The following is a 24,107-nucleotide window of genomic DNA, read 5'->3' on the forward strand; positions in this document are numbered from 1 at the left end:
ACGGGGTGGTGTGGGAGGTCAGCCTTTGACCGCCCCGGCCGCGAAGCCGGAGGTGACGTGGCGCTGGAGGAGCAGGAACACCACGAGTGCCGGGGCGGCGAAGAGGGTCGAGGCGGCCATGGTGGCGCCCCAGTCGGTGCCGAAGACGTTCTGGAACGAGGACAGCCACACGGGCAGGGTGCGGTTGTCCTGCTGCTTGATGATCAGGAAGTTGGCGTACGTGAACTCGTTCCAGGCGGTGATGTAGCCGAACAGCGAGGTGGCCATCAGGCCCGGGGCAAGGAGCGGGAACGCTATCCGCCGGAACGCGCCGAGCCGGGTGCAGCCGTCGACCTGGGCGGCCTCCTCCAGCTCCGGGGGGATCGTGCCGATGAAGCCGCGCAGGACGATGACGGTGAAGGGCAGCGTCATCATGAAGTAGACGAGGGTCAGGGTCGGCAGCCGGTCGAGCATGTCGGTGTCCCGGGAGATGATGTAGACCGGGATGATCAGTGACTCCCAGGGCGCCATCTGGGCGATGAAGACCATGAGCATGAACTGCCGACGCCCTCTCCACTTCATCCGGGCGACCGCGTAGGCGGCGCCGAGCGCGATGACGAGGGCGAGCAGGACGGCGCTCAGCGTGACGAGGATGCTGTTGCGCCAGAACAGGCCGAAGCCGTCGGCGCCCACGGCGGTGCGGAAGTGGTCGAGCGTCCAGGTCTCCGGGACGAGCCGGGGGTTGTCGGACTGGATGTCGCGGGTCGGGGTGAACGCGGTGGCGGCCATCCAGTAGACCGGGAAGAGACAGAGCACGACCGTCACGAAGGCGGCGGCGTTCAGCGGGATACGGCGGACGCGGGGCGGCCGGGTGGTGCTCATGCGAGCTCGTCCTCCTGGCGGAACATCTGGCGGAAGTAGAAGACGAGCACGCCCGACATCAGGAGGACGGTGACCATGGAGGCCGCCGATCCGAGGTCGTAGCGCTGGCTCGACAGGGCGGTCTGCACCGCGTACACGGGCAGGATCGTGGTCGCGTCGCCCGGCCCGCCGTTGGTCATCACCCAGATCTGGACGAAGGCCTTGAACGTCCAGATCACCTCGAGCGAGAACACCAGCATGAAGATCGGCCGGACCATCGGGAAGGTGACGGAGCGGAAGATCCGCGGCCCCGACGCCCCGTCCAGCCGCGCCGACTCGTACAGCTCGGTGGGGACGGTGGTGAGCGCCGAGTACAGGGTGATCGCCGCGAAGGGCACGGACTGCCACACGACGAGGGTGACCACGATGGCGAAGGCGGCCGGCCCGTGGGCGAACCAGGGATAGCGGTCGAAGGACTCGAACCCGAGGCCCGTCAGGACCGCGTTGACGATGCCGAACTCGGAGTGGAACAGCCACTGGAAGACGGTGGTCGCCGAGATGACGGGCATCGCCCAGGCCAGCACGAGCGCGCTGAGGACGGTGGTCCGGCCGAACCGGCCGAGCCGCTCGACCATGAGCGCGACCAGCGTGGCCAGCACCATGATCAGGATGACGTCGACCGCCATGAAGAGGAAGGTGCGGCGCACGACCTCCCAGAAGTGGCTGTCGCCCAGCAGCGTCCCGTAGTTCTCCAGCCCGACGAACCGCGCGTCACCCACGATGAGTTGGCGCAGTCCGAAGTCCTGGAGCGAGATCACCACGGCACGGGCCAACGGGTACACGAGCAGATAGAGCGTGCCGAGGACGGCGGGCGCGATCAGGACGTATGGCCATATCCCGCGGCCCGCGGACTTCGCCGGGCGGCGCGGTCCCGGGCCGGGGGAGCGCCGGGGCGGCCCGGCGCCGATCGGCGGACGGGGGGCGGTCTGTTCTCGTACGGCGGCCGACACGGCGCTTCTCCTTCCGGTGCGGGGCGGTTCAGGAGCCGGAGTTCATCGCCGTGGTGATGGCCTCGGACGCGATGGCGGCTTCCTTGTGGGGGTCGCCTCCGGTGAGTACGGCCGTCAGGTAGTCCTTGATCGGGTTCTTGGCCTCCACCGCCGCCCAGCCAGGGGTGTTGGGTGTGGCGTGGCCCTCGGCGGCGCCGACCGCCATGGCCGCGGCGCCCGGGTCGGCGGCGACCGCGGAGGCCAGGGTGGTCTTGTTCGGGACGTAGCTCATGGCGACGGCGAGCTTCTTCTGCCAGGCGTCGCCGGTGAGTTCGCGGATGAAGGTGTAGGCCGCGTCCTGCTTGCCGGAGGCCGTGGGGATGACGAGGTCGGAGCCGCCGGTGAAGACCGCGCCGGGTGTACTGGCGCTTTTCCCCGGGATCGGGAAGAAGCCGAGCCTGCCCTTCAGTTCGGGGTTGCTCTCGATGACCGTGTTGGCGCCGCCGGGGGAGGAGATGACCTGGGCGACCTTCCCCTTGGCCATGACGTCCGCCTGCGGGGGATTGGCCTCGTCGGAGTCCTTGGGGCCTCTGCCGAGGGCCTGGAGTTTCTCGTAGAACTCCATGCCGCGGATCGCCTCGGGGGTGTCCAGCGCGCCCTGCCACTTGCCGCCGGACTCGGCGGCGAGGTCGCCGCCCTCGTCCCAGACGAAGCCGGCGAGGGTGAACCAGTTCTGCCCCGGCAGGTAAATACCCTGAGTGTCACCGGAGTTGAGCTTCTCGGTGGCCGCGATCCACTGGTCGCGGGTCTTGATGGCGGACGCGTCGACGCCCGCCTCCTCGAAGAGGTCGGTGCGGTAGATGACGACGCGGTTGGCGGCGTAGTACGGGATGCCGTACTGCTTGCCCTCGTAGGCGCCCGGCTCGGCGAGGCCCTTGAGCCAGTCCTTCCCGCCGAGTTCGCCGACCTTGTCGCTGAGGTCGAGCAGCCCCCCGCTCTGCGCGAACCGGGCGACCTGGGTGTTGCCGGTCTCGATGACGTCCGGTGCGTCGTTGCTGGCCAGGGCGGCCGTCACCTTCTCGCCGATGCCGTCCCACTCCTGGATCTGCACCTTGACCTCGATGTCCGGGTGGGCGGTCTCGAAGCCCTTGACGAAGTCGTCCTGGAACGCGGCCGAGACGCTGTCGCGCATCAGCCAGACGTCGATGGCCGTGCTCCCGCCGGAGTCGTCGCCGGACGTGTCGGAGGAACCGCCGCAGGCACTCAGCCCGGCGGTCATCAGGAGCACGGACATGCCGGCAAGCAAACGGAGCTTCACGGTTCACCTCGGGAAGACATGACCTAACCACCTGACCAGTGAGGCCCACTGGACAGCTCGCCTGTTGACGTGTGGACGAAGGTGGCATAGACCAATCTGTGGCGTCAATCCCTTGTACCCATTGGGATTTGACGCGCGATCAGGCCGGAAGCTGGACGATCACCGCACGGCGGTGACTACACTGGACCTGACCAAAAGGGCAATCGCGAACGGCAACTGGTCAACTGGTTCACTGGTCACTGGTCAGTCGGGTTCCGCGGACGAGGGAGCACAGCATGAAGGCCGACGCACCAGGGGCGGTGCTCAAGCGGGAGCGGGTCCGCGACTTCCTCCTCGACCTCGTCGAGTCCCACCGCCCGGGGGACGCCATCCCCTCCGAGCGCTCCCTGTGCGCCCAGCTCGGTGTGTCCCGCCCGACCCTGCGCGCGGCGGTCGACGAGCTCGTCGCCGCCGGACTGCTGGTACGGGAACACGGTCGCGGCATGTTCGTGGCACCCGCGAAGATCACCCAGGAACTCGTCTCCGGTCAGCAGGCCATGGGGGTGCCCCAGGCCTCCGGGACCTGGTCGAGCCGCCTGCTGGAGTTCACCACCGTCCCGGCGGGCGCGCGCGTGGGCCGCAAGCTGCGCATGTCACCCGCCGCCGAGATCGTGTACGTGGCACGGCTGCGCCTGGTCGACGGCGCCCCGATGGCCATCGAGCATCTGCACATCAGGGCCGATCTGGTCCCCACCCTGTCCGCCCGGGAACTGGAGGACGGCGACCTCTACGAGCACCTGCGCGAACAGCACGGCGTGCACGTCCAGGAGGCCGTACAGGCGATCGAGCCGACCGTCGTCACCCGGGCCGAGGCCGAGCTGCTCGAGGTGCCCGAGCTGTCCCCGGCGCTGCTCTTCGAGCGGCTCACCACGGACACCGCGGGCCGGCCCGTCGAATACGTCCACTCGCTCTACCGCGGCGACCGCTACCGCATCGTCTCCCGGCTCACCCTCGGCCCCTCCGTCACGCAGCCGTCCGCCCGGCTCGGGCACCACCCCGGCATCCCACCGGGCGACTTCGCCCACCGCGACACCATCGCGTCCTCCACCCGCGGGGACATCCAGTCGGCCCCGTGAGCCACGAGCCGCGCCCGTACCCCACGCCGATTAACCTGGTCGCATGAGCGATGGGACGCCCTTGGGGGAATTCCTCAGAGCCCGCCGAGAGGCACTCGAGCCGCGGGACGTCGGCCTTCCCGACCACGGGCGACGTCGGGTGCCGGGGCTGCGCCGAGAAGAAGTCGCGCTGCTCGCCGGAGTCAGTTCCGACTACTACGTCAGGTTGGAACAGGGGCGTGAGAACAGCCCGTCCCCGCGGGTACTCGACGCCGTGGCACAGGCGCTGAAACTGGACGCGGAGGCCACCGACCATCTCAACCGGCTCTGCCTCACCGTCTCGCAACGCCCGCGCGACCGGGGCGATACGGACGTCAGCCCGCGGTTGTCGCGGCTGCTGGACGGATGGGAGCACACCCCGGCCTTTGTCGTCGGTCCGGCCCTCGACGTCATGGCGGCCAACTCCCTCGCCAGGGCCCTGCACAGCGGGTTCGAGCGGTTCGACAACCTCGCCCGCATGGCGTTCCTCGACCCGGCGGGGCGCGAGTTCTACCAGGAATGGGAACGGGCCGCGCACTCCTGTGCCGCCGAACTCAGGGCGGCTCGTGGCCGCTTCCCCGAATCGGCCCGCATCGCCGCACTCGTGGCGGAACTGTCCGACCTGAGTGCGGAGTTCGCCGCGATCTGGCGCACGCACGAGGTCAGGAGCAAGACTCAGGAAGTCAAGCATCTCAAGCACCCGGAGGCCGGAGACCTGTTCGTGGAGTTCGCGGCCTTCACGGTCAACGGAGCGCCGCACCAGCAACTGGTGGTCTATCAGGCCGAACCGGCAGGACCGACAGCGGCCGCCTTCGGGACGCTGCGGGAAGCGTCGGCCCGGTGGCACGGCACGAACCCCGCAAACAGGGCCGACTGAGACCGCCGGACGAGGAGATCGGCCGGCACCGTCGTACGACATGCCCTCCGGTGAGGGGGCATGGACCGCCCGGTCCATGCCCCCCTGTGCGGTGCGGCGCGGTCTACGGAGCGTCCACCACCGTGCCCGTCAGCGTCGGGTGCCCGGGAAGCGGCTCGGCGTCGTAGTCGGTCAGGCCGATGCCCACCGACTCGGCCGGCTCGGCCACCTGGTCCTTCACCGTCGGTACGGTGAACTCGGTGTCGGTGGTCCCCGCCGCGATGGTCGTCCACACCCACAGGCCCGTCCGCGAGAGCGGGCGCTCCGGCTCCGGGACCTCACCGGTGTAGTCCAGCAGCCACTGCGGGTCCACGTCCTTGGTGGACAGTTCGGCGCCCTCGGTGACCGGGAACACCCGGACCGGCTGGTAGATCTCCACCTCGACGGGCTCGGCGATGGAGATCCGCCAGGTCAGCGTGTCTCCCTCGACCCCCTGGTCCTTGACCGGAGTCAGGCTGGCCACGGGCTCGGGGTCGTCGTTCACCGCGGTGACCCCGCCCCGATAGGAGCCGATGACAGCGCCGCGCACCGCCTTCGCGACGAGGTCGTACTGCTCGTCGTAGCCGAAACGCGTGTCGCCCGCCACCTCCACGGGTACGTCGATCGGCCTGCCGCCGGGCCGTACTGTGACCAGCTTGTTCGTGGTCCTGCCGGTCTCGGGGTCGAGGACGGAGAAGCGGACCTTGCCGCTGCCGTGTCCGGAGACCTGGACCGGAATGTGGTAGGTACGGGTGCCCGAGTCGCCCTCCTGGACGGTGAGCCGGCCGATGTCGACGCGCGGCAGCTCGGCCGCCCTGACCGCCGGGGTACCGGGGGCCCAGCCCCAGGCGTCCATCAGCCAGGCCTGTCCGGAACCCGAACGCGGTGTCAGTTCAAGGGACTTGACGTGCTTGAGGTCAACTCCGGCGCGGGTGGCCGCGGTCAGCGGGACACGCAGTTCGCGCGCCCAGTAGGAGGCGGTGCGCACCGAGCCGGGCAGTCCGTCGACCCGGATCTGGCCGAGCTTCGCCCGGCGGCCGGAGGAGTCGGTGACGGTCACGTCCAGTTTGGTGCCGGTCGTGTTCGGCGGCACGAACACCCGCAGCGCCAGGCTCTTGGCGCCGGAGAGCGAGACCGCGGTGGCGGGGCGGACCTTGGCCGCCGCCCCCGGCGTCGACCACTTCAGCGCGACCGCGCTCCGGCCGGCCTCCTTCTCGGTCTGCCACCACGCGAAGTGCGGCGACGAACCCTCGGTGTCCGGGCCCAGGCAGGCCACGGCCGGGTCGGGGTCGACCGCCGAGCACAGCTTGCCGCCGCCGGTCACCTCGACCGGGGCGTCGGGCAGGAAACCGCCGGTGCGGCGGGCGCCGACCGCGTGGGTCAGGACGCGGGCCGGATCGGCTGAGGGGGCACGCCGGCCGGAGCCGTCGAGCAGTGGACGGGCCCGGTCGTCTCCGGCGACGTACAGCCGGGCCGCGGCGGCGATGTAGGTGGCGCCCGCCTGGTGCTGCTGGTCGGCGGTCAGCCGGGTGGCGGTGCCGGTCGAGCACACCGGGTCGGGCTCCTCGTCCGGGAACTCCCAGAAGTCGTCGAAGGAGGGCGCCTCGGACCGGCCCGGCGTCCACTCGGTGTTGAAGTAGTTGTGGTTGGCGCCGACGACGTAGACGGCGCTGTGCAGGGCGGTGCCCTTGCTGACGCCGCGCGTTCCGTCGACGTACACCTCGCCCTGGAGGTCGGAGACGTCACCGTCGCAGCCCGGGAGGATCGTCGTGGACGGCACGTCGGCGACCGGATTCTGGCCGAAGATCGTCGGTCCGATGAGGACGGTCCCGCGGATCTTCCAGCGCACCGGTCCCCGGTAGCCGTCCTGCGCGGCGGGCGGCGGGTAGAGGCTGTCCAGGGCCGCCCGGTTGACGCCCTCGCCGCCGCGCGAGTGGCCGACGAGCAGGACACGGGACAGGTCGGCCCTGGCGGCGCTCGGCACGGCCGCCGGGGCGGTGGCCGGACGGGCGGCCCAGCCCGCCCACTTGGCGAGGTGCTGCCGCACCAGCGAGGAACGCGCCTGCGCGCCGCCGTCCTCGGCCTCCCAGTCCTGGCCGTTGATGCCGTTCGCGGAGATCGACACCGTCACATAGCCCTGGGAGGCCAGCAGCTTCTGGTCCTTCAGGTAGCCCTTGTGGCTCGGGATCGTCCGCGTGCCGGCGGAGCAGGGCCACTCGAGGGTCACGTCGTCCTCGGTGCCGCCCGGCTTGTAGCAGGTGGGGTGGCGGCCGTGCAGGAACAGGGCGAGTGGCCGCTTGCCGGTGGCGCCCTCGGGGGCGACGACGACGGCCTGCATCTCGACGGGCTGGGCGAAGCCGGGCAGCGTCACCGGGGCGAGGTCGTACTCGCCGGTGACCGTGCGGTACGAGCCCGGCTTGCCCGGGTCCACGGAGTTCGCCGGGAGTTGGGCCGGGGGACGGCCGACCGCCGGGGAACTCCGCCGCGCCTTGCCGCCGTTGTCGGTGGCCTCGTCCAACCGGCGTCCGCTCGCCAGGACTTGGAGGTCGTCCAGCGAGGTCGCCCGGTTGATCGCGAGGCGGAACGTGCGGCCGTCCTTGGCTTGCTTCGGTACGCCGAGCAGCCGGCCGTCCGCGTGGAACTCGACACGGGCGTCACCCACGGGTACGGCCCGGTCCGAGCGCCAGACCAGCTCACGCGCGACGCCCTCCCCGGTGACGCGCCAGCCCGGCGGCAGCGCGTTGTCGGCGTTCGCCGTCAACGGCATTGCCTGGGGCGGCGGTTGGGCCTGAGCCAGGCCCGGTAGACCCGCCAGGGCCGCGAGCACGGCCACGGCGGTGACGCCTATTCGCCGGGTTCGGTTCAAGGGTCCCTCCTCACACTTCGAGCACGGGCGCCCCAGTGACACCGGGAGCCCCTGACGCCACGAAGGAAGCGAAACGGGACCTGTGGGTTGCCTGTGCCGGGCGAAGCGGGTCCTGTCGGGGGCGGGAATCGGTCACGGGGGAGAAGCGGTGCGGGCGCGAACTCCGCCACGACTCTTGGCCGCACGGCCCGTACGAGCGAGGGGAGGGCGGACCTCGCTCGGGCGTTGCCGGCGCCGGGCCGGGCCCGCCAATGCGATCGCGAGGCGGCCGTCCTTTGCTCAGCCTCGGCCCGTGCCGGTCCGGGACGACCTGTGCCGATCGCGAGGCAGTCGTGCCCCGCCCAAGCCCTGCCCGTGCCGGTGCGGGACCACCCGTGCGATCGCGAGGCAGCCGCGCCTCGCCCAGGTCCTGCCCACGCCGGCCTTGTGCGGGACCAGCCGCGTCGGCGCGAGGCGGCTGGTCCCGGCGCCCCTTGCCAACCGGCCGGTCCCGGCGGCTTTTCCGGGCAACCGGTGCCGTGGGCTCGGCCAACCGGCCGGTGCCGAGGGCTAGGCCAACCGGCCGGTCTCTGCGGCCGTGGTGAGCGGCCGGCGTCGAAGTCTCTGCCATCCGGCCAGTTCCTGCGGCCGTGGCGAGCGGCCCGCGTCGAAGCCTCTGCCATCCGGCCGCCCCCGGCGACCTTCCCGAGCAACCGGCGTCGAAGGCTCCGCCAACTCGGCGCCGCCCCGGCGGCTTTGCCATCTCTTTGCAACGTGCGGCGGTGCTGCCTCGTCTCTCCTCCCGATCCGTAACCGGCCCGCCGGCAAGAGCGCGGGCTGACCGAAGAAAGAGAGCGACTCATGCGCCGAACCGTCCTCAGTGCCATGGCACTCGCGTGCACCGCCGTGCTGGCGAGCACGGCGCCCGCGTTCGCCGACGGGGCCACCCCGAGCACGGCCCCCACCACCCGCCCGTCCGAGAGCGCCGAACCGACCAGGGCGCCGACCCCCGCACCGGCGCCGGGCGACGCTGAGGTCTCCGCCGTACCGTCGGGAGCGCCCGACACCGGTGCGGCGCCGGTGACGCAGTCCGGCAACGACGGCGCGCTGATCGGCGGAGGTGCCGCCGCGATGTTCGCCGGGGCGGGCGCGGCGGTCTACCTCGTACGGCGCCGCCGGGCGACCGGAGTATGACCTCGCTCTCCAGGCGCGCGTTCACCACCGCGGCGGTGGCGTCGCTGCTCGTGAGCTGCGGAGCCGGCCAACAGGCCGACGACCGGCCCACGACGGCACGCCCCGGCGCGAACACGGGCACGGGCAAGAACACGAACTCGGGCACGTCACCGTCCCCGCGGTCCTCCGCGAAGGCGACGCCCGCCCTGGAGCGGTCGGTGCCCGTCCGATTGCAGATCCCGGCCATCGAGGTCGACACCCCGGTCATGCGGCTGGGGTTGGCCGCGGACGGCACCGTGCAGGTCCCGCCGATCGCGCCGCACGACCAGGCGGGCTGGTACCGGCACTCGCCGACGCCGGGCCAGACCGGTCCCTCGGTGATCCTCGGCCATGTGACCGTCGGTGAATACGGTGACGGGGTCTTCCGCCACCTCGAGGAACTGCACCGGGGCGACCGGATCGTGGCGCGCCTGGAGAACGGCACGTCGGCGGTGTTCGACGTCACCTCCGTACGGACGGTCGCCAAGGCGGACTTCCCGACGGACGACGTCTACGGTGACGTGGGCCGTCCGGAGCTGCGGCTCATCACATGCGGCGGGACCCTCACCGGCGACGGGTACCTCGACAACGTGATCGTCTTCGCCGCGCTGAGCACGGCGAGTACGAACAGCCCCTGACGCGACTCCCGACCTCCGACTCCCGACCTCCGAACCCCGCCCCTCGAACAAGGGCCCGGGCCGTTGGACCTACGACAGCGGCCCGGGATCCTCCCCCCCCACGAGTACGTCACGACCATGGAGAGCGTTGAAACGGTCCCGCGAGAGGGCAGCGTCCGAGCTGTTCGCCGCCCTCTATCCGCGCCTCGCCGGCTGGTGCCGGCGGCTGGTCGACGACGACGAGACGGCTCACGAGATCGCCTCCGAGGCGTTCACCCGGCTCTGGGCGCGCTGGACGTCGGTCGAGGAGCCGCGCGGTTTTCTCTACGTCACCGCGGCCAACCTCGTCCGGGACCACTGGCGCAAGACCGAACGCGAACGCAGAGCCATGCACCGTGCCACCGTCGAGGCGGCCGTCCGCCCGCAGCCCGAGCAGGCCGACCCCTCCGTGCGGCTCCTCGTGCAGTCCCTGCCGGAACGACTGCGCGTGCCGATCCTGCTGCACTACTACGCTGACATGCCGATCCGGGAGGTCTCCGCGCTGACCGGGCGTAAGGAAGGAACCGTCAAGGCCGACCTCCACGCGGCCCGAGAACTGCTGCGCGCCCACCTGAGGAGAAGCCTTGATCACACACTCTGACCACGGTCCGGACTCCGACCCCGACGACCCCCTCACCGTCATCCTGCGGCCGTCCTCCGAGTACCTCGGCCCACCCCCCGGCCGGTACGAGGCGATCCGCCGCGGCGCGGCCCGCCGCAGGCTGCTCCGCGCCGCGGCCGGGGTCGGCCTGTCCTGCGCGGTCGCCGCCGTCGTCTCGCTGCCCAGCCTGCTGGCCACACCCGGGGCACCCGTGTCCCCGACGGTGCCCCTCGCCCCGCCGTCCGCGAGCAGTCCGCGGCCCCTGAGCAGTCCTCCGGCCATGCCCGACCCCGCACCCACGGACGCCCCCTCCGAAGCGCCCACCCCGTCGGCGACGCCCGAGCCCTACGACTCCCGGCCCCCCGAAAGTTCGCGGACAAGCGGTTCCCGCACCTCGACCGGCACGGAAGCCTCCGTCGCGCCCTCGACGACACCGACCAGGTCATCCGTCCGGACATCGGCGGTTCCGAGCGCGGGCGAGGTCACGCGAGACGCCTCGCAGGGGTGACGAGCCAAGCCTGGGCCACTTTTGAACGTGTTCAACTGTAGGCGTACGCTCCTGTCATGAGCGACAGATCCGCCCTTCTGAAGGGCATCCGTGCCTGGTTGGCCTTCTTCGTCGTCTGCCTGGTCCTCAGCGGAGCCACGGCCTTCCCCCTGGTGCACGAACTGCGCTGGACCGAGGACGTGTTGAGGGCGCTGTCTGTGCCCGAACACCTTCCCGGGCTCATGGACTGGATCGAGCGGGTGCGCCGCGGCCTCGACGCCACCGACGCGGAGTACCCCTTCGTGCTCTACGGAACGGACTGGCTGGCCTTCGCCCATCTGGCCATCGCCGTCGCCTTCTACGGTCCCTACCGCGATCCGGTTCGCAACATCTGGGTCGTCGAGTTCGGCATGATCGCCTGCGCCGGGATCATCCCGCTCGCGCTGATCTGCGGGCCGATCCGGGGAATTCCCTTCTGGTGGACGCTCATCGACATGTCGTTCGGGATCCTCGGGGTGCTCCCGCTGTACGCCGTGCGCGGGAGGATCAAGCGGTTGGAGGCGCTCACCCCCGCGCCCCCGACGGCGGCCGCGGTCACCGCGTGAACGCCGGCCACTCTGACCGGACGAGGGCCGTCCGCCGTCACCGGGGAAGCCCCATCCGACCTCACCGGGCGAGCGCCGGCCGCCGTCACCAGTCGAACGCCGTCCGCACGACGCGCTCGGCGACGGGATTCATGCCCTGCCCCTTGGCGTCGGTCGCGTTGACGGAGTAGACGAGGGTCCGGGACAGGTCGCGGGTGCCGCCGACGAACGTGTTGTAGCCCCAGCGGCCCCCCGTCTTCAGCCACAACACCGTGCCGTCGTCGAGGACATACCGCTGGAGACCCGCGCTCATCGTGGCCCCCGGAACATCGGCCGGAACGGTGAACATCTCCTCCAACTGCCCTCGCGGCACCACCTGTCCACGGAAGAGTCCCTTCAGAAGCCGCTCCAGATCCGCCGTCGTGGAGATCATGTCGCCCGCCGCCCAGCTCTCCGAGGCACCCCACACGGTGACATCACGCAACTCGGTCGTACCGTCGGCGCGCGCGACGCTCTGGTAGCCGTGGTTGTGCGGTCCGGCGATGCGCGGGTCTGCGCCGGGGAAGTACGTGTGCCGCATGCCCAGCGGACCGAGGATCCGGCGCGCCGCCTCCCGCTCGTACGAGTGGCCGGTGAGCCGTTCCACCAGCAGTCCGAGCACGGTGTAGTTGATGTTGAGGTAGTGCTGCCGGGCACCCGGCTCGAACTCCCGCTCCTTCGCGGTGGCCGAGGCGAGCATCTCCCGCGGTGTGTGGAGGTCGAAGCGGTGCGCGTACCACTCCTCGAAGGTGTCACCGGGGAGGTCGGCGGCGGGGATGCCACTGGTGTGGTTCAGCAACTGCCGGACGGTGACCTTCTCGTACGTCGCCGGGATCAGGTCCGGAAGATAGTCCCGGACGGGGCGCCCGAGGTCGGCCCGTCCCTCCGCCGCGAGCTGGAGCACGAGCGCCGCCGTGACCACCTTCGTCGTCGACCCGGCCCGGAACAGCGCGTTCGGGTCGGCCGCCCGGCCGCTTTCGAGATCGCGCACCCCGGCGCTCCCGCGCCAGCTCCCGCCGGTGCCCCCGACCCGTACGAGCGCGGCCGTCGCGTCGGAGTCCGGCAGCCCGGCGATCGCCGCGGCCAGGGCATCCGCGTCCGGGGCCGCGATGGTGGACCGGGCGACCCCGGCGGGGGACGCGAAGGCGGGGGCGGTCAGCGGGCCCGCCGCCAGGCCCAGGACGAGGGCGACGGCGACAGCGGTGAGGGTGCGTGTACGCATGGGCTGCTCCTGGTGGGCGGGGATGGTCGAGATCATCCTGTGGCCGTACGCGCCCGGGCGGATCCTCACCGTGAAGGGTCCTGCCCCTGGCCCCGACCCCGAGCAACTCCCTTACAAGACAAGGGTGTTGTCAGGGATTACCCCTAGGCGCCGTCGGTGGCGGCCGTGGCGGAAGTTCCTGAAGGGAAAAAACTGTTATCGCGGAGGCCGTCGCTCCGTCTCCTGGGTGTCCGACCACCCCTCCGCCCGGGAGCACCAGATGCCTGCGCACAAGCGCCAGAACACGAACGAGCCGAAGCGCGAGAACAAGCACCGCCCGACCCGCCGAGGCGTCCTGCGCCTCGGCGGAGGTCTCGCCGCCACCGCGGCCCTCGGCGGCGGCGCGGCGATCGTGCTGTCCGGCGGCGACAACGCCGACGCGGCGCCCACGGCTTTCACCCACCCCGGCATGCTGCACGCCTACGGCGAGCTCAACCGCGCGAGGGTCCGGGTGGCGTCGAAGTCCCAGCCGTGGAGCGCCGGTTGGGAGAGGCTGACCGCCAACTCGCACTCCCAGAGCACCTGGAGGCCCAACCCTCGGGCAACGATCGTCCGTGGCGGCACCGGCCAGAACTACGCGACCCTCTACAACGACATCCACGCCGCCTACCAGAACGCCCTGCGCTGGAGGATCGCCGGCACCAGGGCCAACGGCGACACCGCCCGCGACATCCTCAACGCCTGGTCGGCCACCCTGACCACCGTGACCGGGAACGCCGACCGCTTTCTGGCCGCGGGGATCTACGGCTACCAGTTCGCGAACGCCGCCGAACTCATGCGCGGCTACGACGGGTTCGACCTCGCCCGCTTCAGGACGATGATGCTCGACGTCTTCTACCCCCTCAACGACCAGTTCCTGAAGGAACACAACGACGCCTGCATCACCAACTACTGGGCCAACTGGGACCTGTGCAACATGAACTCCGTCCTGGCCATCGGCATCCTGTGCGACGACCGCGCCAAGTACGACCAGGCGGTGGACTACTTCAAGAACGGCGCGGGGAACGGGTCGATCAAGAAGGCCGTCCCGTTCGTGTACGAGTCGCAGGGCCTCGCCCAGTGGCAGGAGTCGGGGCGCGACCAGGGCCACACCATGATGGGCATCGGACAGATGGGCGCATTCTGCGAGATGGCCTGGTCGCAGGGTGACGACCTCTACGGTTACGACGACAACCGGTTCATGAAGGCCGCCCAGTACGTGGCCAAGTACAACCTCGGCCAGGAGGTGCCCTTCACCAAGTACACCTGGCGCAGCGGGCAGGGCACCGGAAAGTACAACGAGCAGACGGTGGTCGCCGCCCAGGACCGTGACCAGCTCCGCCCGGTCTGGGACCTGCTGCACTACCACTACGCCCGGCGCCGCCGGCTCTCCGTCCCCTTCATCACCACCATGGCGGAGAGGGTGCGGGCGGAGGGTGGCGGCGGTCAGTACGGGCCCAACAGCGGCGGCTACGACCAACTCGGCTTCGGGACGCTGCTCTACGCCAAGTGACCTCTCGCGGGGAAGGAACGTACGTGGACGGGCGGCAGTGGCGCGGCACCATCGCGGCCGCGCAGGCCGGTGACAGGCGCGCCCTCGACGAACTGGTCGCGGGCTGGCTGCCCCTCGTCTACAACATCGTCGGACGCGCCCTGAACGGCCACGCGGACGTCGACGACGTCGTGCAGGAGACCATGCTGCGCGCCGTCGACAACCTCGGCTCGCTGCGCGACCCGGACAGCTTCCGGTCCTGGCTGGTCGCCATCGCGATGCGGCAGATCCGCGACCGGGCCCGCCGCCGCACGGCCGAGCCGCTCGACGGCGACGCGGGAGAGCGGGCCGCCGACTTCGCCGAACTCACCGTGCTGCGGCTTCAGTTGGCGGGTCAGCGCCGCGAGGTCGCGGAGGCGGTGCGCTGGCTCGACGACGAGGACCGCCAACTCCTCTCGCTGTGGTGGCTGGAGGTCGCGGGCGAACTCACCCGGCGCGAACTGGCGGCGGCGGTCGGCATCAGCCGGCAGCACGCGGCCGTCCGCGTCCAGCGTATGAAGGAGCGGCTGGAGGCGGCACGCGGCATCGTCCGGGCGCTCGACTCGGCCTGCGCCGACCTCCGTTCGGCGACCTCCCGCTGGGACGGCCGGCCCGACTCGGTGTGGCGCAAACGCCTCGCCCGGCACATCCGGGGCTGCGCGTACTGCTCCGGCAGCCCGCGCGAGACGGTCGTCCCCGCGGAACGGCTGCTCGTCGGGATCGCGCTCGTCCCGGTGCCGCTCGGCTTCACGCTCTCGCTCGCCCTCGGCGGTGGCAAGACGGCGGTCGCCGCCACGACCGTCGGATGGTCCGCCAAGATCCTGAGCGCGCTCACCAAACCGGCCGTCGCGGTCACGGCGGGCGCGACCATCGCGGCGGGCGGCGCGTACGTCGTCACGCGGACGCCTGACAAGCCGCCCCCGCGCGCCGCGGTCGCCCCCACGGCGTCGAGCACGGCCCGCCCGCCGACGCGCACCCCCAGCCCTTCGGCCTCCCCGAGCCGCGTCCGGCTGTACGGCACGGTCGTGGACGCCGTCGACAGCGCGCCCGCCGCCACGGCGCCGCCCGGAACACTGCCCCGCCGGGCCGAACAGGGCGTCACCGCCACGGGCGCCCCCGCCACCGGCCTGACCCACAACGGCGAGAGCGTCACCCTCAGGGGCACGGGCTACTTCCGGGTCCGCTGGCAGATCCTGCCCGGCGAACGCCCGGGCGACCTGGTGATGCCCACCTGGACCGGCCTCGACGGCAGGCTCTTCCACGTCGCCTCGGGCGGCGGCCACCGGATGGACGACGTCCAGCCCGGCTCGACGGACGGCACGACCTGGATGGGCGGCCCGTCCACCGGCACGGCCGTACTCCCCTCCGGCACCCAACAGATGTGGCAGAACGAGTACTTCTGGATCGACGGCGCCGTCACCCTCCACCAGAACGAGGGCACCGCCGACTACAACCTCTTCGTCGAGACATCGACGTGGGACAAGGTGACGGAGGACATCCGCACCGGCCCAGCCCAGGGCGCCGTCCGCTACGGCCTGGTCCGCGACAACGCCGAGGACACGACTCCCGTACCCCAGTACCTGACCCGGTCGACCCCCGCCGACCAGTCGACGGTCCGCCGCCGGTCACAGGTCACTCCCTAGCCCGCGGACCGGCTGCCGTCAGCGCAGTTGACTGAACGTCCCGGCCGCGGTGAACGCGTCGTTGACGGGTGTGATGAGCGAGGCGAGGCGGCGGGCGCCCGCGTCGCCGATCGGCGCCCACAGCGCGGCGCTGTGCGCGTCGGTCTCGGCCTCGATCCGCTCGCGCGCCGCGGTGCCGGCGTCGGTCACGTTGCCATCGGCGTCGAGCCAGCCGCGCGCGACGAGGCGCGCCGTCGCCGCGGCCCACTCCTCGTCGTTCCACTGCCGGGTCGCACGCGTGATCGCCGTCGGGAGACGCCCCGTCGCGGTCTGGACGACGTTGCAGTCGCACGGCCCGAGGCGGTTGTCGGCGAGTACGACGAGATGCGCGTCGCCACGCCACTCGCGCAGCACCGTGATCTGCTGCCACAGCGCGACGAGCGGATCGGACGGGAGCGGGACCGACGCGTTCGCGGCGGCCAACGTCTTGCCGGCGTAGTCGGCACCGGCGACGACCGGGTCGATCAGCGACCGTGCCTCCGCGATCCGGTCCGGTGTGAGAGACACGCCGACGCGCCGCAGGGCACGGTCGGCGACCACGAAGCGGGCGGCCTGCCACTGCTCGGGCGACGCCGCGTCCCACACGCCCGTCATGGGCCGCACCGACCGCGGGCTGAAGTTGTAGAAGGCCGCGAGCGAGACCTGCCAGGGGACGGCGCCCATCGCGGCCGACCGGAACGCGAAGTACGCCGGTCCGCGGTCGGTCACGCCGAACCTGGCTGCCTCTTGGGCGGCCTCGGGGACGAAGTAGATGAACCGGTGGGTCTGGTTGATGGCGAGGCCGACCTCGCGCACGGTGGTCAGGTCGACGGGCAGGCCGCGCGGGTGGGCGCGGTCAGAGACGTTGGCCGTAGTCATCGGGGTTGTTCTCCTGGTGGGTCGAGGGATCGTGGCCGGACGCGAGGGCGGCGGCGGTGAGGGTCAGATGCCGGTCGAGGAGTTCGGCGGCCGCGTCGGCGTCCCGGGCCAGCGCCGCTTCCTCGAGCCGGCTGTGCTCGCCGACGTGGTCACGGGCGGGGGCGCTGTGCCCGGACCACCTGCGCGCCAGCTCGCTCGCCGTCCACAGCCGGTCGAAGGTGTCCAGCAGGACCGGGTTGCCGCAGCCCTCCAGCAGGGTGCGGTGGAAGACGCGGTGGGCCTCGGCCCAGGTACCGCTGTAGTACTCGCCCTCCTCGGCCACGAACGCGGGCGTCCGCGACAGCCGGTGGTGGGCGGCGCGTACCCGGGCCTCCCAGTCCAGGTCGCCGCGCTCGACGGACATGCGCAGGATGACCGGCTCGATCGTCCGGCGGGCCTCGGCGATCTCCTGCCAGCGCCGGTCCGAGAGGGCGGGCACCGCGAAACCGCGGTTGGGCAGCCGGTCGGCGAGGCCCTCGCCCACCAGCCGGACCAGGGCCTCCCGCACCACCGCCAGGCTGACCACGTACTCCCTGGCCAGTTCCTGCGGTTTGAGGGCCTGCTCAGGGGCGTACTCGCCCCGCATGATCGCCTCTCGCAGGCGGACGTACGCCCGCTCCGAGAGCATCTGCTTCCCCGGGGGCGCCGGAGTGCCGGCCGTCTGAGTCATGCACTCAGCATAGACGATCCATTGGATAATCGATTATCGGTGTTATGGTCGATGAGAAAGGTCGCTGCGGCAGCCCGCTCGCCACGAACGACGACGGCGCGACCGCCCAGCGGTGACCAGGAACCACCGAAAGGACCCGGCGATGACCGCCAACAACCCCTTCGCCCGCCTTCCCGAGGCGGCGACCTTCAGCGTCACCAGCACCACCGTCGCCGACGGCGCCGAGTGGGCCGCCGAGCAGTACTCCGGCATCTCCGGAGTCCCCGGCGGCAAGGACATCTCCCCGCAGCTGTCGTGGAGCGGCGCCCCCGAGGGCACCAGGAGCTACGCCGTGACGGTGTACGACCCCGACGCCCCGACCGGCTCCGGTTTCTGGCACTGGGCGGTCGCCGACATCCCGGCCGCCGTCACCGAGTTGCCGGAGGGAGCGGGGGACGACACCGGCTCGGGCCTGCCCGAGGGGGCCTTCCAACTGCCCAACGACGCCCGCGCCGCCCGCTTCATCGGCGCCGCCCCGCCCGCCGGCCACGGCCCGCACCGCTACTTCGTCGTGGTGCACGCGCTCGACGTGGAGTCCATCGGCGTCCCGGCCGAGGCCACCCCGGCCTACCTCGGCTTCAACATCGCCGGACACATCCTCGGCCGCGCGGTCCTGACCGCCACGGCCGAGACACCTGCCTGACCGCGCCCAACGGCTCCCGGAGCGGCCGCTACACCTCGCGCAGCGCGTCGACGCGGTTCGTCGTGATCGAGTCGACGCCGACGTCGAGGAGCCGGCGCATGGAGCGCCGGGTGTCCGGCGTCCAGACCGACAGCAGATATCCCTTGCGGTGGACGTGGGCGGCGAGGTCGCGGTCGACCAGGCTGAAGCGGTAGTTGAGCCAGCGGGGGCGCACCGCGTCGAGAAGGGCCGGGCGCGGTGGCGCCAGCGTCGTCCAGGTCAGCGCGATCTCCGCGGCGGGGTCGGCGGCGCGCACCGCGAGCATGGTCGGGGCGCCTCCGCAGTAGTACACCCGCTCCCGCGCCCCGCAGTCGCGGATGACGCCGACGATCCGGCTCACGGACCCGGCGTCGGGCGCACCCGGCAGGTCGACCATGATCCGGCCGTCCCCGGTCGCGGCCAGCGCCTCCGCCAGCGTCGGCACCCCACCGTCCGTGAGCCCGCGCACCTCGTCCGAGGAGAGCGAGCGGAGCGGCCGGTCGTGCTCCCAGAGCCGCTTCAGCGTCTCGTCGTGCAGGAGGACGGGGACGCCGTCACGGGTGAGTCGTACGTCGATCTCCACCGCGTCCGCGCCCAGTCGGAGCGCGGAACGCAGCGAGCCGATCGTGTTCTCGCGGACGCGGTAGGGGTCGCCGCGATGGGCCACGGCAGTCACGGTGAGCATGGATCCCATTGTGGCGTCCGGGTCAGGGTGTGATCCAGGTGGAGGCGTACGTGTCGATCTCCTCGGCGAGCCTCGCCTTGCCGGGCGCGTCCAGGAACGACGCCTCGACCGCGTTCTTCGCCAGCGCGGCCAGGCCGAGTTCGTCGAGTTCGAGGAGACGGGCGGCGACCGCGTACTCGTTGTTGAGGTCGGTGCCGAACATCGGCGGGTCGTCGGAGTTGATGGTCACCAGGACACCGGCCCGGGTGAACTCCTTGATGGGGTGCTCGTCGAGAGTGCGGACCGCGCGGGTCGCGATGTTGGACGTCGGGCAGACTTCCAGGGCGACGCGGTGCTCGGCGAGATGCGCGAGCAGCTTCGGGTCCTGGGCGGCGGTGGTGCCGTGCCCGATGCGTTCGGCGCGCAGGTCGTTCAGCGTGTCCCAGACCGTCTCCGGGCCCGTCGTCTCGCCGGCGTGCGGCACGGAGTGCAGGCCGGCCGCGATCGCGCGGTCGAAGTACGGCTTGAACTGCGGTCGCGGCACGCCGATCTCGGGGCCGCCGAGCCCGAAGGAGACCAGCCCCTCGGGACGCAGCCGGTCCTCGGTGGCCAGCCGTACCGTTTCCTCGGCGGCTTCGAGGCCCGCCTCTCCGGGGATGTCGAAGCACCAGCGCAGTACGACACCGAGCTCGGCCTCAGCCGCCTTGCGGGCGTCCTCGATGGCGTCCATGAAGGCGCGCTCGTCGATGCCCCGGCGGGTGGAGGAGAACGGGGTGACGGTCAGCTCGGCGTACCGGACCCGCTGCCGGGCCATGTCCCGCGCGACCTCGAACGTCAGCAGCCGGACGTCCTCCGGGGTGCGGATGAGGTCGACGACGGACAGGTACACGTCGATGAAGTGCCCGAAGTCCGTGAAGGTGAAGTAGTCCGCGAGGGCCTCGGGGTCGGTCGGCACCTTGGAGTCGGGGTGGCGGGCGGCCAGCGTGGAGACGATGCGCGGGGAGGCTGATCCGACGTGGTGCACGTGCAGTTCGGCCTTGGGCAGTCCGGCGATGAAGGCGTGCAGGTCACGGGCGTCATCGCGTGGGGTGTGGTGGTCGGTCAAGAGTTCCTCCCCGGAACGGCGTCCCCGGAACGCGGTAGGCGGGGACGCGGGTGATCGGCTGATCGGTGGTTCAGGGATCATCGTAGGCGGCGGCCCGCTCGACACAGGCTCCGGCCGTAGCATGACGGAACGTACAACAGAGGGGGGCTCACGCATGTCCGACGACGCGCAGACGCCGGGAGCGCCGCAGGACGCGGGCGCGTGGGTTTCCAGGGGCGAGACAACAACCCCGCCGTCACGATCCGCCGCGACGCCTCCGGAGGACCGGGTCCCGGCTTCGCCCCCCGAGGACGCCCGTCCCGTCCGGGCGGTCGCGTCGGGTTCGACGCCTGAGGATGCCCCTCCCGTTCCGGTGGTCGCGTCGGACGAGCCGACGGAGGCGAGGTCTCCGGTGGGCGGCGCGTCGAACTCCGGGCCCGAGGAGGCGCCTCCCGTTCCGGCGATCCCGTCGGGTGAACCGGCGGGGGCGAGGTCTTCCACAGGCCACGCGCCGGGCTCCGCGTCCGGGGCTTCCGGTCCCGCGTCCGGTGAGTCCGTGGAGGTCAGCGCGCTTCGGTCGGAGGCGACGCCTTCCTGGGGTCACCCGTCGGGTTCCGCACCCGAGGCCGCCGCTCCCGTTCCGGTGGTCGGGTCGAGCGAGCCGGCGGAGGCGTCCGGGCCCGGACCGGAGACGACTCCCACGTCGGGCGAGCCGGCGGAGCTGTCCAGGCCCGGACCGGAAGCGACTCCCATGGGAGGCCACGCGCCCGGTCCCGCATCCGCGGAACCCGAGGACGCCCCACCCGCGTCGAGGGTCCCCTTGGACAAACCCGCCGCCCCGCGTCTCGAGCCCGACCCCTGGGCAGCACCGGCGGAAACGGCTCCCTCCCGGGCGAACGGCGCCACCGATGCTCCCGTGCACGACCAGCGGACAGTCACGTCGATGCCCGGCACGGGCACGCCGGTCCCGCCCGGCTCGGGTGTCGCCAACCCCCCGTCCTGGGGCAACCCCTTCGCGCCTCCCGCCGACCACACCCCCTACGCTCCGCCGCCCGTCGGCCACACCCCGTATCCCCAGCCGCCCGCCGGTCACATGCCCTATCCCCAGCCGCCCGCCCACGGACAGCCCTTCGCGCCGCCGCCCTTCGCCGCCGGAGGCCCCGGCCAGCCGCCCCCGTACGCGTACGGCTACCCGGGCTACCCGCCGCAGCAGCACTTTCACCCCGGCGCCCCCGGCTACGGCGGCTGGCCGGGGATGCCCCCCGCGCCCAGCAACGGCATGGGCACCGCCGGACTGATACTCGGCATCGCCTCGGCGGTCGTGGTCTGCGTATGGCCGCTGACCATCGTGATGGGCATCCTCGGCATCGTCTTCGGCGCGATCGGCCGCCGCAAGGCAAGCCGCGGCGAGGCGACGAACCCCGGCCAGGCGCTGGCCGGGATCATCTGCGGAGCGGTCGGCATCGTCCTGGGCATCGCCCTGATCGTGCTCATCGTCGTCTTCGCGGACGACTCCGAGTCCGGAACCGACTCGGGCACGGACGGCGACGGCTTCTCGACGTCACTCGTCGTGGAGCAGCTCCGCTGACGGACCAGGCCCTTCCAGGCCCCGCCCCAGCGGGACCAGTCCACTAGTGGGCGGCGACTTCGCCAGGTGCCGAGCCGCTGTCCTCGACCGCCCGGCGGATCCGCTCCCGCGCCTCCATCAACGCGAACCCCAGGAGATTCGGCCCCCGCCACCGCTCCGGATCCGCCGCACGCACGTCGTCCGCGGCGAGGCCGATCCCCCAGACCCGGTCCATCGGACTGGCCTCGACCAGCACACGCTCGCCCGTGCCCAGCAGAAACGCCCCCAGCTCGGGATGCGCGCCGAACTTGTGGACGCTGCCCTCGACCACGATCGCGAACCGCTCGCGCTCCCATATGCCTTCGTCGAAGCCGCGCACGAGCCGCCCCGCCTTCTTGGCCAGCGCGGGGCTGCCCGCGTCGACAGCGCGCCGCTCGGCCTCCGCGTCCCCGAAGAGCCGCGCTTTCCGCGCCATCATCCAGTGCTCGGCCGTCGTGTACGCCACGCCGTCCACCGTGAACGGCGACGGCCACCACTGGCTCAGGCAGCTCGCGCCGACCCGGCCGTCCGGCAGCGGCCGGTGCCCCCAGAAGTGCAGGTACTCCACCCTCGCCCCGGAGTGGACCTCGCTGACCAGCGCTTCCCGTGATCCGATCTTCCCCATGCACGCGAGTGTGGCATCCACCACTGACACTCCGTCCTGCCTTTTCCACATCGACTCGACACCTGGTCGACAGATTCCGTCGCGTAACCAAAAGGCAACAACGGAATCACTTGTTGGAGTCCCTTTGCTCTGTCAGGATCGGCACTCAAATCGAGCCGGAGCTACGCCGACCCCCGCAGGACGGGGAGGGCGGCGGAGGAGAGCGACATGCACAATCCGGGCCATCGCTTCCAGGCGCAGGACCGCTTCGCGGACGGCGCGCAGTACATCGCGGGCCGACTGACCAAGGGCACCTCCGGCCATGCGTACGCGGTCGTCGACCCGTCCACGGGCGACGAGGTCTACACGTACGAACTCGCGGGGACCGCCGACGTGGACGCCGCCGTCGCGGCCGCCCGCGCCGCGTTCCCCGGCTGGTCGGGTGCCACCCCCGGCGAGCGCTCCGACGCGCTGCACCGCTTCGCCGGCGTGCTCGCCGACCGCGCCGAGGAGTTCGCCGCCGCCGAATCCCTCCAGTGCGGCAAGCCGCTCAAGCTCACCCGGGAGTTCGACGTCCCGGGGACCATCGACAACATCGCGTTCTTCGCCGGCGCGGCCCGCCACCTCCAGGGCCAGTCCGCGGGCGAGTACTCCGGCGACCACACCTCGTACGTACGCCGTGAACCCATCGGTGTCGTCGGCTCCATCGCCCCCTGGAACTACCCCCTCCAGATGGCGGCCTGGAAGATCCTCCCCGCGATCGCGGCCGGGAACACGATCGTCCTGAAGCCCGCCGAACTCACCCCGCTCACCTCGCTCCTCTTCGCCGAGGCGGCCACGGCGGCGGGCATCCCCGACGGTGTCATCAACATCGTCACGGGAGCCGGGAAGGACGCCGGTGAGCATCTCGTCGGCCACCCCGACGTCGCCATGACCTCCTTCACCGGTTCGACCGCCGTCGGCAAGCGGGTCGCCGAGATCGCCACCTCGACCGTCAAGCGGCTCCACCTGGAGCTGGGCGGCAAGGCGCCCTTCGTGGTCTTCGACGACGCGGATCTCGAAGCCGCCGTGCACGGCGCGGTCGCCGGTTCGCTCATCAACAGCGGGCAGGACTGCACGGCCGCCACGCGCGCGTACGTGCAGAGGCCCCTCTACGAAGCGTTCGTATCCAGAACGGCCGACCTCATGGCGAGTGTCCGGGTGGGGGACCCCTTCGCCCCGGACACCGACCTGGGTCCGCTGATCTCGCACGCCCAGCGCGACCGCGTCGCCGGATTCGTCGACCGGGCGCGCTCCTACGCGCGCGTGGTCACCGGCGGAACCGTTCCGCAGGGCGACCTCAAGAGCGGCGCGTACTACCGGCCCACCCTCGTCGCCGACGCCGCCCAGGACAGCGAGATCGTGCAGTCCGAGATCTTCGGGCCCGTACTGGTCGTGCTGCCCTTCGACACCGACGACGAGGGCATCGCGCTGGCCAACGACACGCCGTACGGACTGGCCGCCTCCGCCTGGAGCCGCGACGTCTACCGTGCCAACCGCGCCACCCGCGAGATCAAGGCGGGCTGCGTCTGGGTCAACGACCACATTCCGATCATCAGCGAGATGCCGCACGGCGGCTACAAGGCGTCCGGCTTCGGCAAGGACATGTCCGCGTACTCGTTCGAGGAGTACACACAGATCAAGCACGTCATGTTCGACAACACTGGGGTTGCCGGGAAGGACTGGCACCGCACGATCTTCGGGGACCGGAACTAGCCGACTCGTTTCGGCTGGCGCCGAGGCAGACCAGGCCGCGACCACGGCCGCGACCCTTCCGAAAGGGCACCAGGA

General features: G+C 71.6%; 22 protein-coding genes and 1 pseudogene. 12 read left to right on the top strand and 11 right to left on the bottom strand.

The features are described from left to right. Positions 1 to 18 precede the first annotated feature (18 nt). Genes ACIBLC_RS20400 through ACIBLC_RS20410 form a run of 3 tightly spaced genes read right to left on the bottom strand, consistent with a single transcriptional unit; the run spans position 19 to position 3,123 of the window. Positions 19 to 861: a carbohydrate ABC transporter permease gene (locus ACIBLC_RS20400; RefSeq protein ID WP_399212412.1), complete on the bottom strand. Its 843-nt coding sequence runs from the start codon at positions 859 to 861 to the stop codon at positions 19 to 21. Next, positions 858 to 1,850, bottom strand: a complete 993-nt coding sequence (locus ACIBLC_RS20405) for a carbohydrate ABC transporter permease (RefSeq protein WP_399212413.1) — start codon at positions 1,848 to 1,850, stop codon at positions 858 to 860. The genes ACIBLC_RS20400 and ACIBLC_RS20405 overlap by 4 nt, the downstream gene beginning before the upstream one ends. A 28-nt stretch (positions 1,851 to 1,878) precedes the next feature. Beyond that, a complete protein-coding gene (locus ACIBLC_RS20410; protein WP_399212414.1) occupies positions 1,879 to 3,123 on the bottom strand; it encodes an extracellular solute-binding protein in 1,245 nt (414 codons plus the stop codon). 299 nt (positions 3,124 to 3,422) lie between these two features. Between ACIBLC_RS20410 and ACIBLC_RS20415 the strand changes: the two genes are divergently transcribed. After that, a complete protein-coding gene (locus ACIBLC_RS20415) occupies positions 3,423 to 4,262 on the top strand; it encodes a GntR family transcriptional regulator (RefSeq protein WP_399212415.1) in 840 nt (279 codons plus the stop codon). Between the two features lie 43 nt (positions 4,263 to 4,305). Continuing rightward, the gene (locus ACIBLC_RS20420; protein ID WP_399212416.1) at positions 4,306 to 5,157 is read left to right on the top strand and encodes a helix-turn-helix transcriptional regulator; all 852 of its coding nucleotides are present in this window, start codon (positions 4,306 to 4,308) and stop codon (positions 5,155 to 5,157) included. Positions 5,158 to 5,260: 103 nt separating this feature from the next. On the opposite strand, the gene ACIBLC_RS20425 is transcribed toward ACIBLC_RS20420, so the two are convergent. Then, the gene (locus tag ACIBLC_RS20425; RefSeq protein ID WP_399212417.1) at positions 5,261 to 8,041 is read right to left on the bottom strand and encodes a hypothetical protein; all 2,781 of its coding nucleotides are present in this window, start codon (positions 8,039 to 8,041) and stop codon (positions 5,261 to 5,263) included. A gap of 840 nt (positions 8,042 to 8,881) precedes the next feature. Between ACIBLC_RS20425 and ACIBLC_RS20430 the strand changes: the two genes are divergently transcribed. The 5 genes from ACIBLC_RS20430 to ACIBLC_RS20450 all read left to right on the top strand — a co-directional run bounded on the left by ACIBLC_RS20430 (position 8,882) and on the right by ACIBLC_RS20450 (position 11,581). Then, a complete protein-coding gene (locus ACIBLC_RS20430; RefSeq protein WP_399212418.1) occupies positions 8,882 to 9,214 on the top strand; it encodes a sortase-dependent protein in 333 nt (110 codons plus the stop codon). Beyond that, positions 9,211 to 9,870 carry a class F sortase gene (locus ACIBLC_RS20435; protein ID WP_399212419.1) on the top strand — a complete coding sequence of 220 codons (660 nt, stop codon included), beginning with the start codon at positions 9,211 to 9,213 and terminating at the stop codon, positions 9,868 to 9,870. Before ACIBLC_RS20430 ends, ACIBLC_RS20435 begins: the two co-directional genes overlap by 4 nt. 127 nt (positions 9,871 to 9,997) lie before the next feature. Next, the gene (locus ACIBLC_RS20440) at positions 9,998 to 10,489 is read left to right on the top strand and encodes an RNA polymerase sigma factor (protein ID WP_399212420.1); all 492 of its coding nucleotides are present in this window, start codon (positions 9,998 to 10,000) and stop codon (positions 10,487 to 10,489) included. Continuing rightward, positions 10,473 to 10,997, top strand: a complete 525-nt coding sequence (locus ACIBLC_RS20445) for a hypothetical protein (protein ID WP_399212421.1) — start codon at positions 10,473 to 10,475, stop codon at positions 10,995 to 10,997. Before ACIBLC_RS20440 ends, ACIBLC_RS20445 begins: the two co-directional genes overlap by 17 nt. 56 nt (positions 10,998 to 11,053) lie before the next feature. Further along, complete coding sequence (locus ACIBLC_RS20450) at positions 11,054 to 11,581, top strand: hypothetical protein (protein WP_399212422.1); 528 nt, start codon at positions 11,054 to 11,056, stop codon at positions 11,579 to 11,581. Between the two features lie 85 nt (positions 11,582 to 11,666). Here the strand turns inward: ACIBLC_RS20450 and ACIBLC_RS20455 are convergent, their stop codons facing one another. Next, entirely contained in the window at positions 11,667 to 12,821 is a 1,155-nt protein-coding gene (locus ACIBLC_RS20455; RefSeq protein ID WP_399212423.1) for a serine hydrolase domain-containing protein, read from the bottom strand. Between the two features lie 259 nt (positions 12,822 to 13,080). Between ACIBLC_RS20455 and ACIBLC_RS20460 the strand changes: the two genes are divergently transcribed. Then, entirely contained in the window at positions 13,081 to 14,352 is a 1,272-nt protein-coding gene (locus tag ACIBLC_RS20460) for an alginate lyase family protein (protein WP_399212424.1), read from the top strand. 23 nt (positions 14,353 to 14,375) lie between these two features. Further along, entirely contained in the window at positions 14,376 to 16,013 is a 1,638-nt protein-coding gene (locus ACIBLC_RS20465) for a sigma-70 family RNA polymerase sigma factor (protein ID WP_399212425.1), read from the top strand. 18 nt (positions 16,014 to 16,031) lie between these two features. On the opposite strand, the gene ACIBLC_RS20470 is transcribed toward ACIBLC_RS20465, so the two are convergent. Continuing rightward, positions 16,032 to 16,910: a hypothetical protein gene (locus tag ACIBLC_RS20470; RefSeq protein ID WP_399212426.1), complete on the bottom strand. Its 879-nt coding sequence runs from the start codon at positions 16,908 to 16,910 to the stop codon at positions 16,032 to 16,034. After that, on the bottom strand, positions 16,888 to 17,619 hold the full coding sequence (locus ACIBLC_RS20475) for a GntR family transcriptional regulator (RefSeq protein ID WP_399212427.1): 732 nt from the start codon (positions 17,617 to 17,619) through the stop codon (positions 16,888 to 16,890). The genes ACIBLC_RS20470 and ACIBLC_RS20475 overlap by 23 nt, the downstream gene beginning before the upstream one ends. 142 nt (positions 17,620 to 17,761) lie before the next feature. On the opposite strand from ACIBLC_RS20475, the gene ACIBLC_RS20480 reads away from it, so the two are divergent. Beyond that, positions 17,762 to 18,301 (top strand): YbhB/YbcL family Raf kinase inhibitor-like protein, encoded by a 540-nt coding sequence (locus ACIBLC_RS20480; protein WP_399212428.1) that lies wholly within the window; start codon positions 17,762 to 17,764, stop codon positions 18,299 to 18,301. A 28-nt stretch (positions 18,302 to 18,329) separates the two neighbouring features. Here the strand turns inward: ACIBLC_RS20480 and ACIBLC_RS20485 are convergent, their stop codons facing one another. From ACIBLC_RS20485 to ACIBLC_RS20495, 3 genes and pseudogenes are all read right to left on the bottom strand, one after another. Then, positions 18,330 to 19,004 carry a glycerophosphodiester phosphodiesterase gene (locus ACIBLC_RS20485; RefSeq protein WP_399212429.1) on the bottom strand — a complete coding sequence of 225 codons (675 nt, stop codon included), beginning with the start codon at positions 19,002 to 19,004 and terminating at the stop codon, positions 18,330 to 18,332. Positions 19,005 to 19,026: 22 nt separating this feature from the next. After that, a pseudogene (locus ACIBLC_RS20490) lies at positions 19,027 to 20,143 on the bottom strand (adenosine deaminase). A gap of 524 nt (positions 20,144 to 20,667) precedes the next feature. Next, positions 20,668 to 20,820: a hypothetical protein gene (locus tag ACIBLC_RS20495; protein ID WP_399212430.1), complete on the bottom strand. Its 153-nt coding sequence runs from the start codon at positions 20,818 to 20,820 to the stop codon at positions 20,668 to 20,670. 190 nt (positions 20,821 to 21,010) lie between these two features. Between ACIBLC_RS20495 and ACIBLC_RS20500 the strand changes: the two genes are divergently transcribed. Next, on the top strand, positions 21,011 to 21,655 hold the full coding sequence (locus ACIBLC_RS20500) for a hypothetical protein (protein ID WP_399212432.1): 645 nt from the start codon (positions 21,011 to 21,013) through the stop codon (positions 21,653 to 21,655). Positions 21,656 to 21,698: 43 nt separating this feature from the next. Here the strand turns inward: ACIBLC_RS20500 and ACIBLC_RS20505 are convergent, their stop codons facing one another. Continuing rightward, positions 21,699 to 22,298 (bottom strand): NADAR family protein, encoded by a 600-nt coding sequence (locus tag ACIBLC_RS20505; protein ID WP_399212433.1) that lies wholly within the window; start codon positions 22,296 to 22,298, stop codon positions 21,699 to 21,701. A 207-nt stretch (positions 22,299 to 22,505) separates the two neighbouring features. Here ACIBLC_RS20505 and ACIBLC_RS20510 point away from each other — a divergent pair, with 207 nt between their 5' ends. Continuing rightward, the gene (locus ACIBLC_RS20510) at positions 22,506 to 24,032 is read left to right on the top strand and encodes a gamma-aminobutyraldehyde dehydrogenase (protein ID WP_399212434.1); all 1,527 of its coding nucleotides are present in this window, start codon (positions 22,506 to 22,508) and stop codon (positions 24,030 to 24,032) included. Positions 24,033 to 24,107: the final 75 nt, after the last annotated feature.

This window comes from Streptomyces sp. NPDC050535 (assembly GCF_044457665.1).
GTDB lineage: Bacteria > Actinomycetota > Actinomycetes > Streptomycetales > Streptomycetaceae > Streptomyces.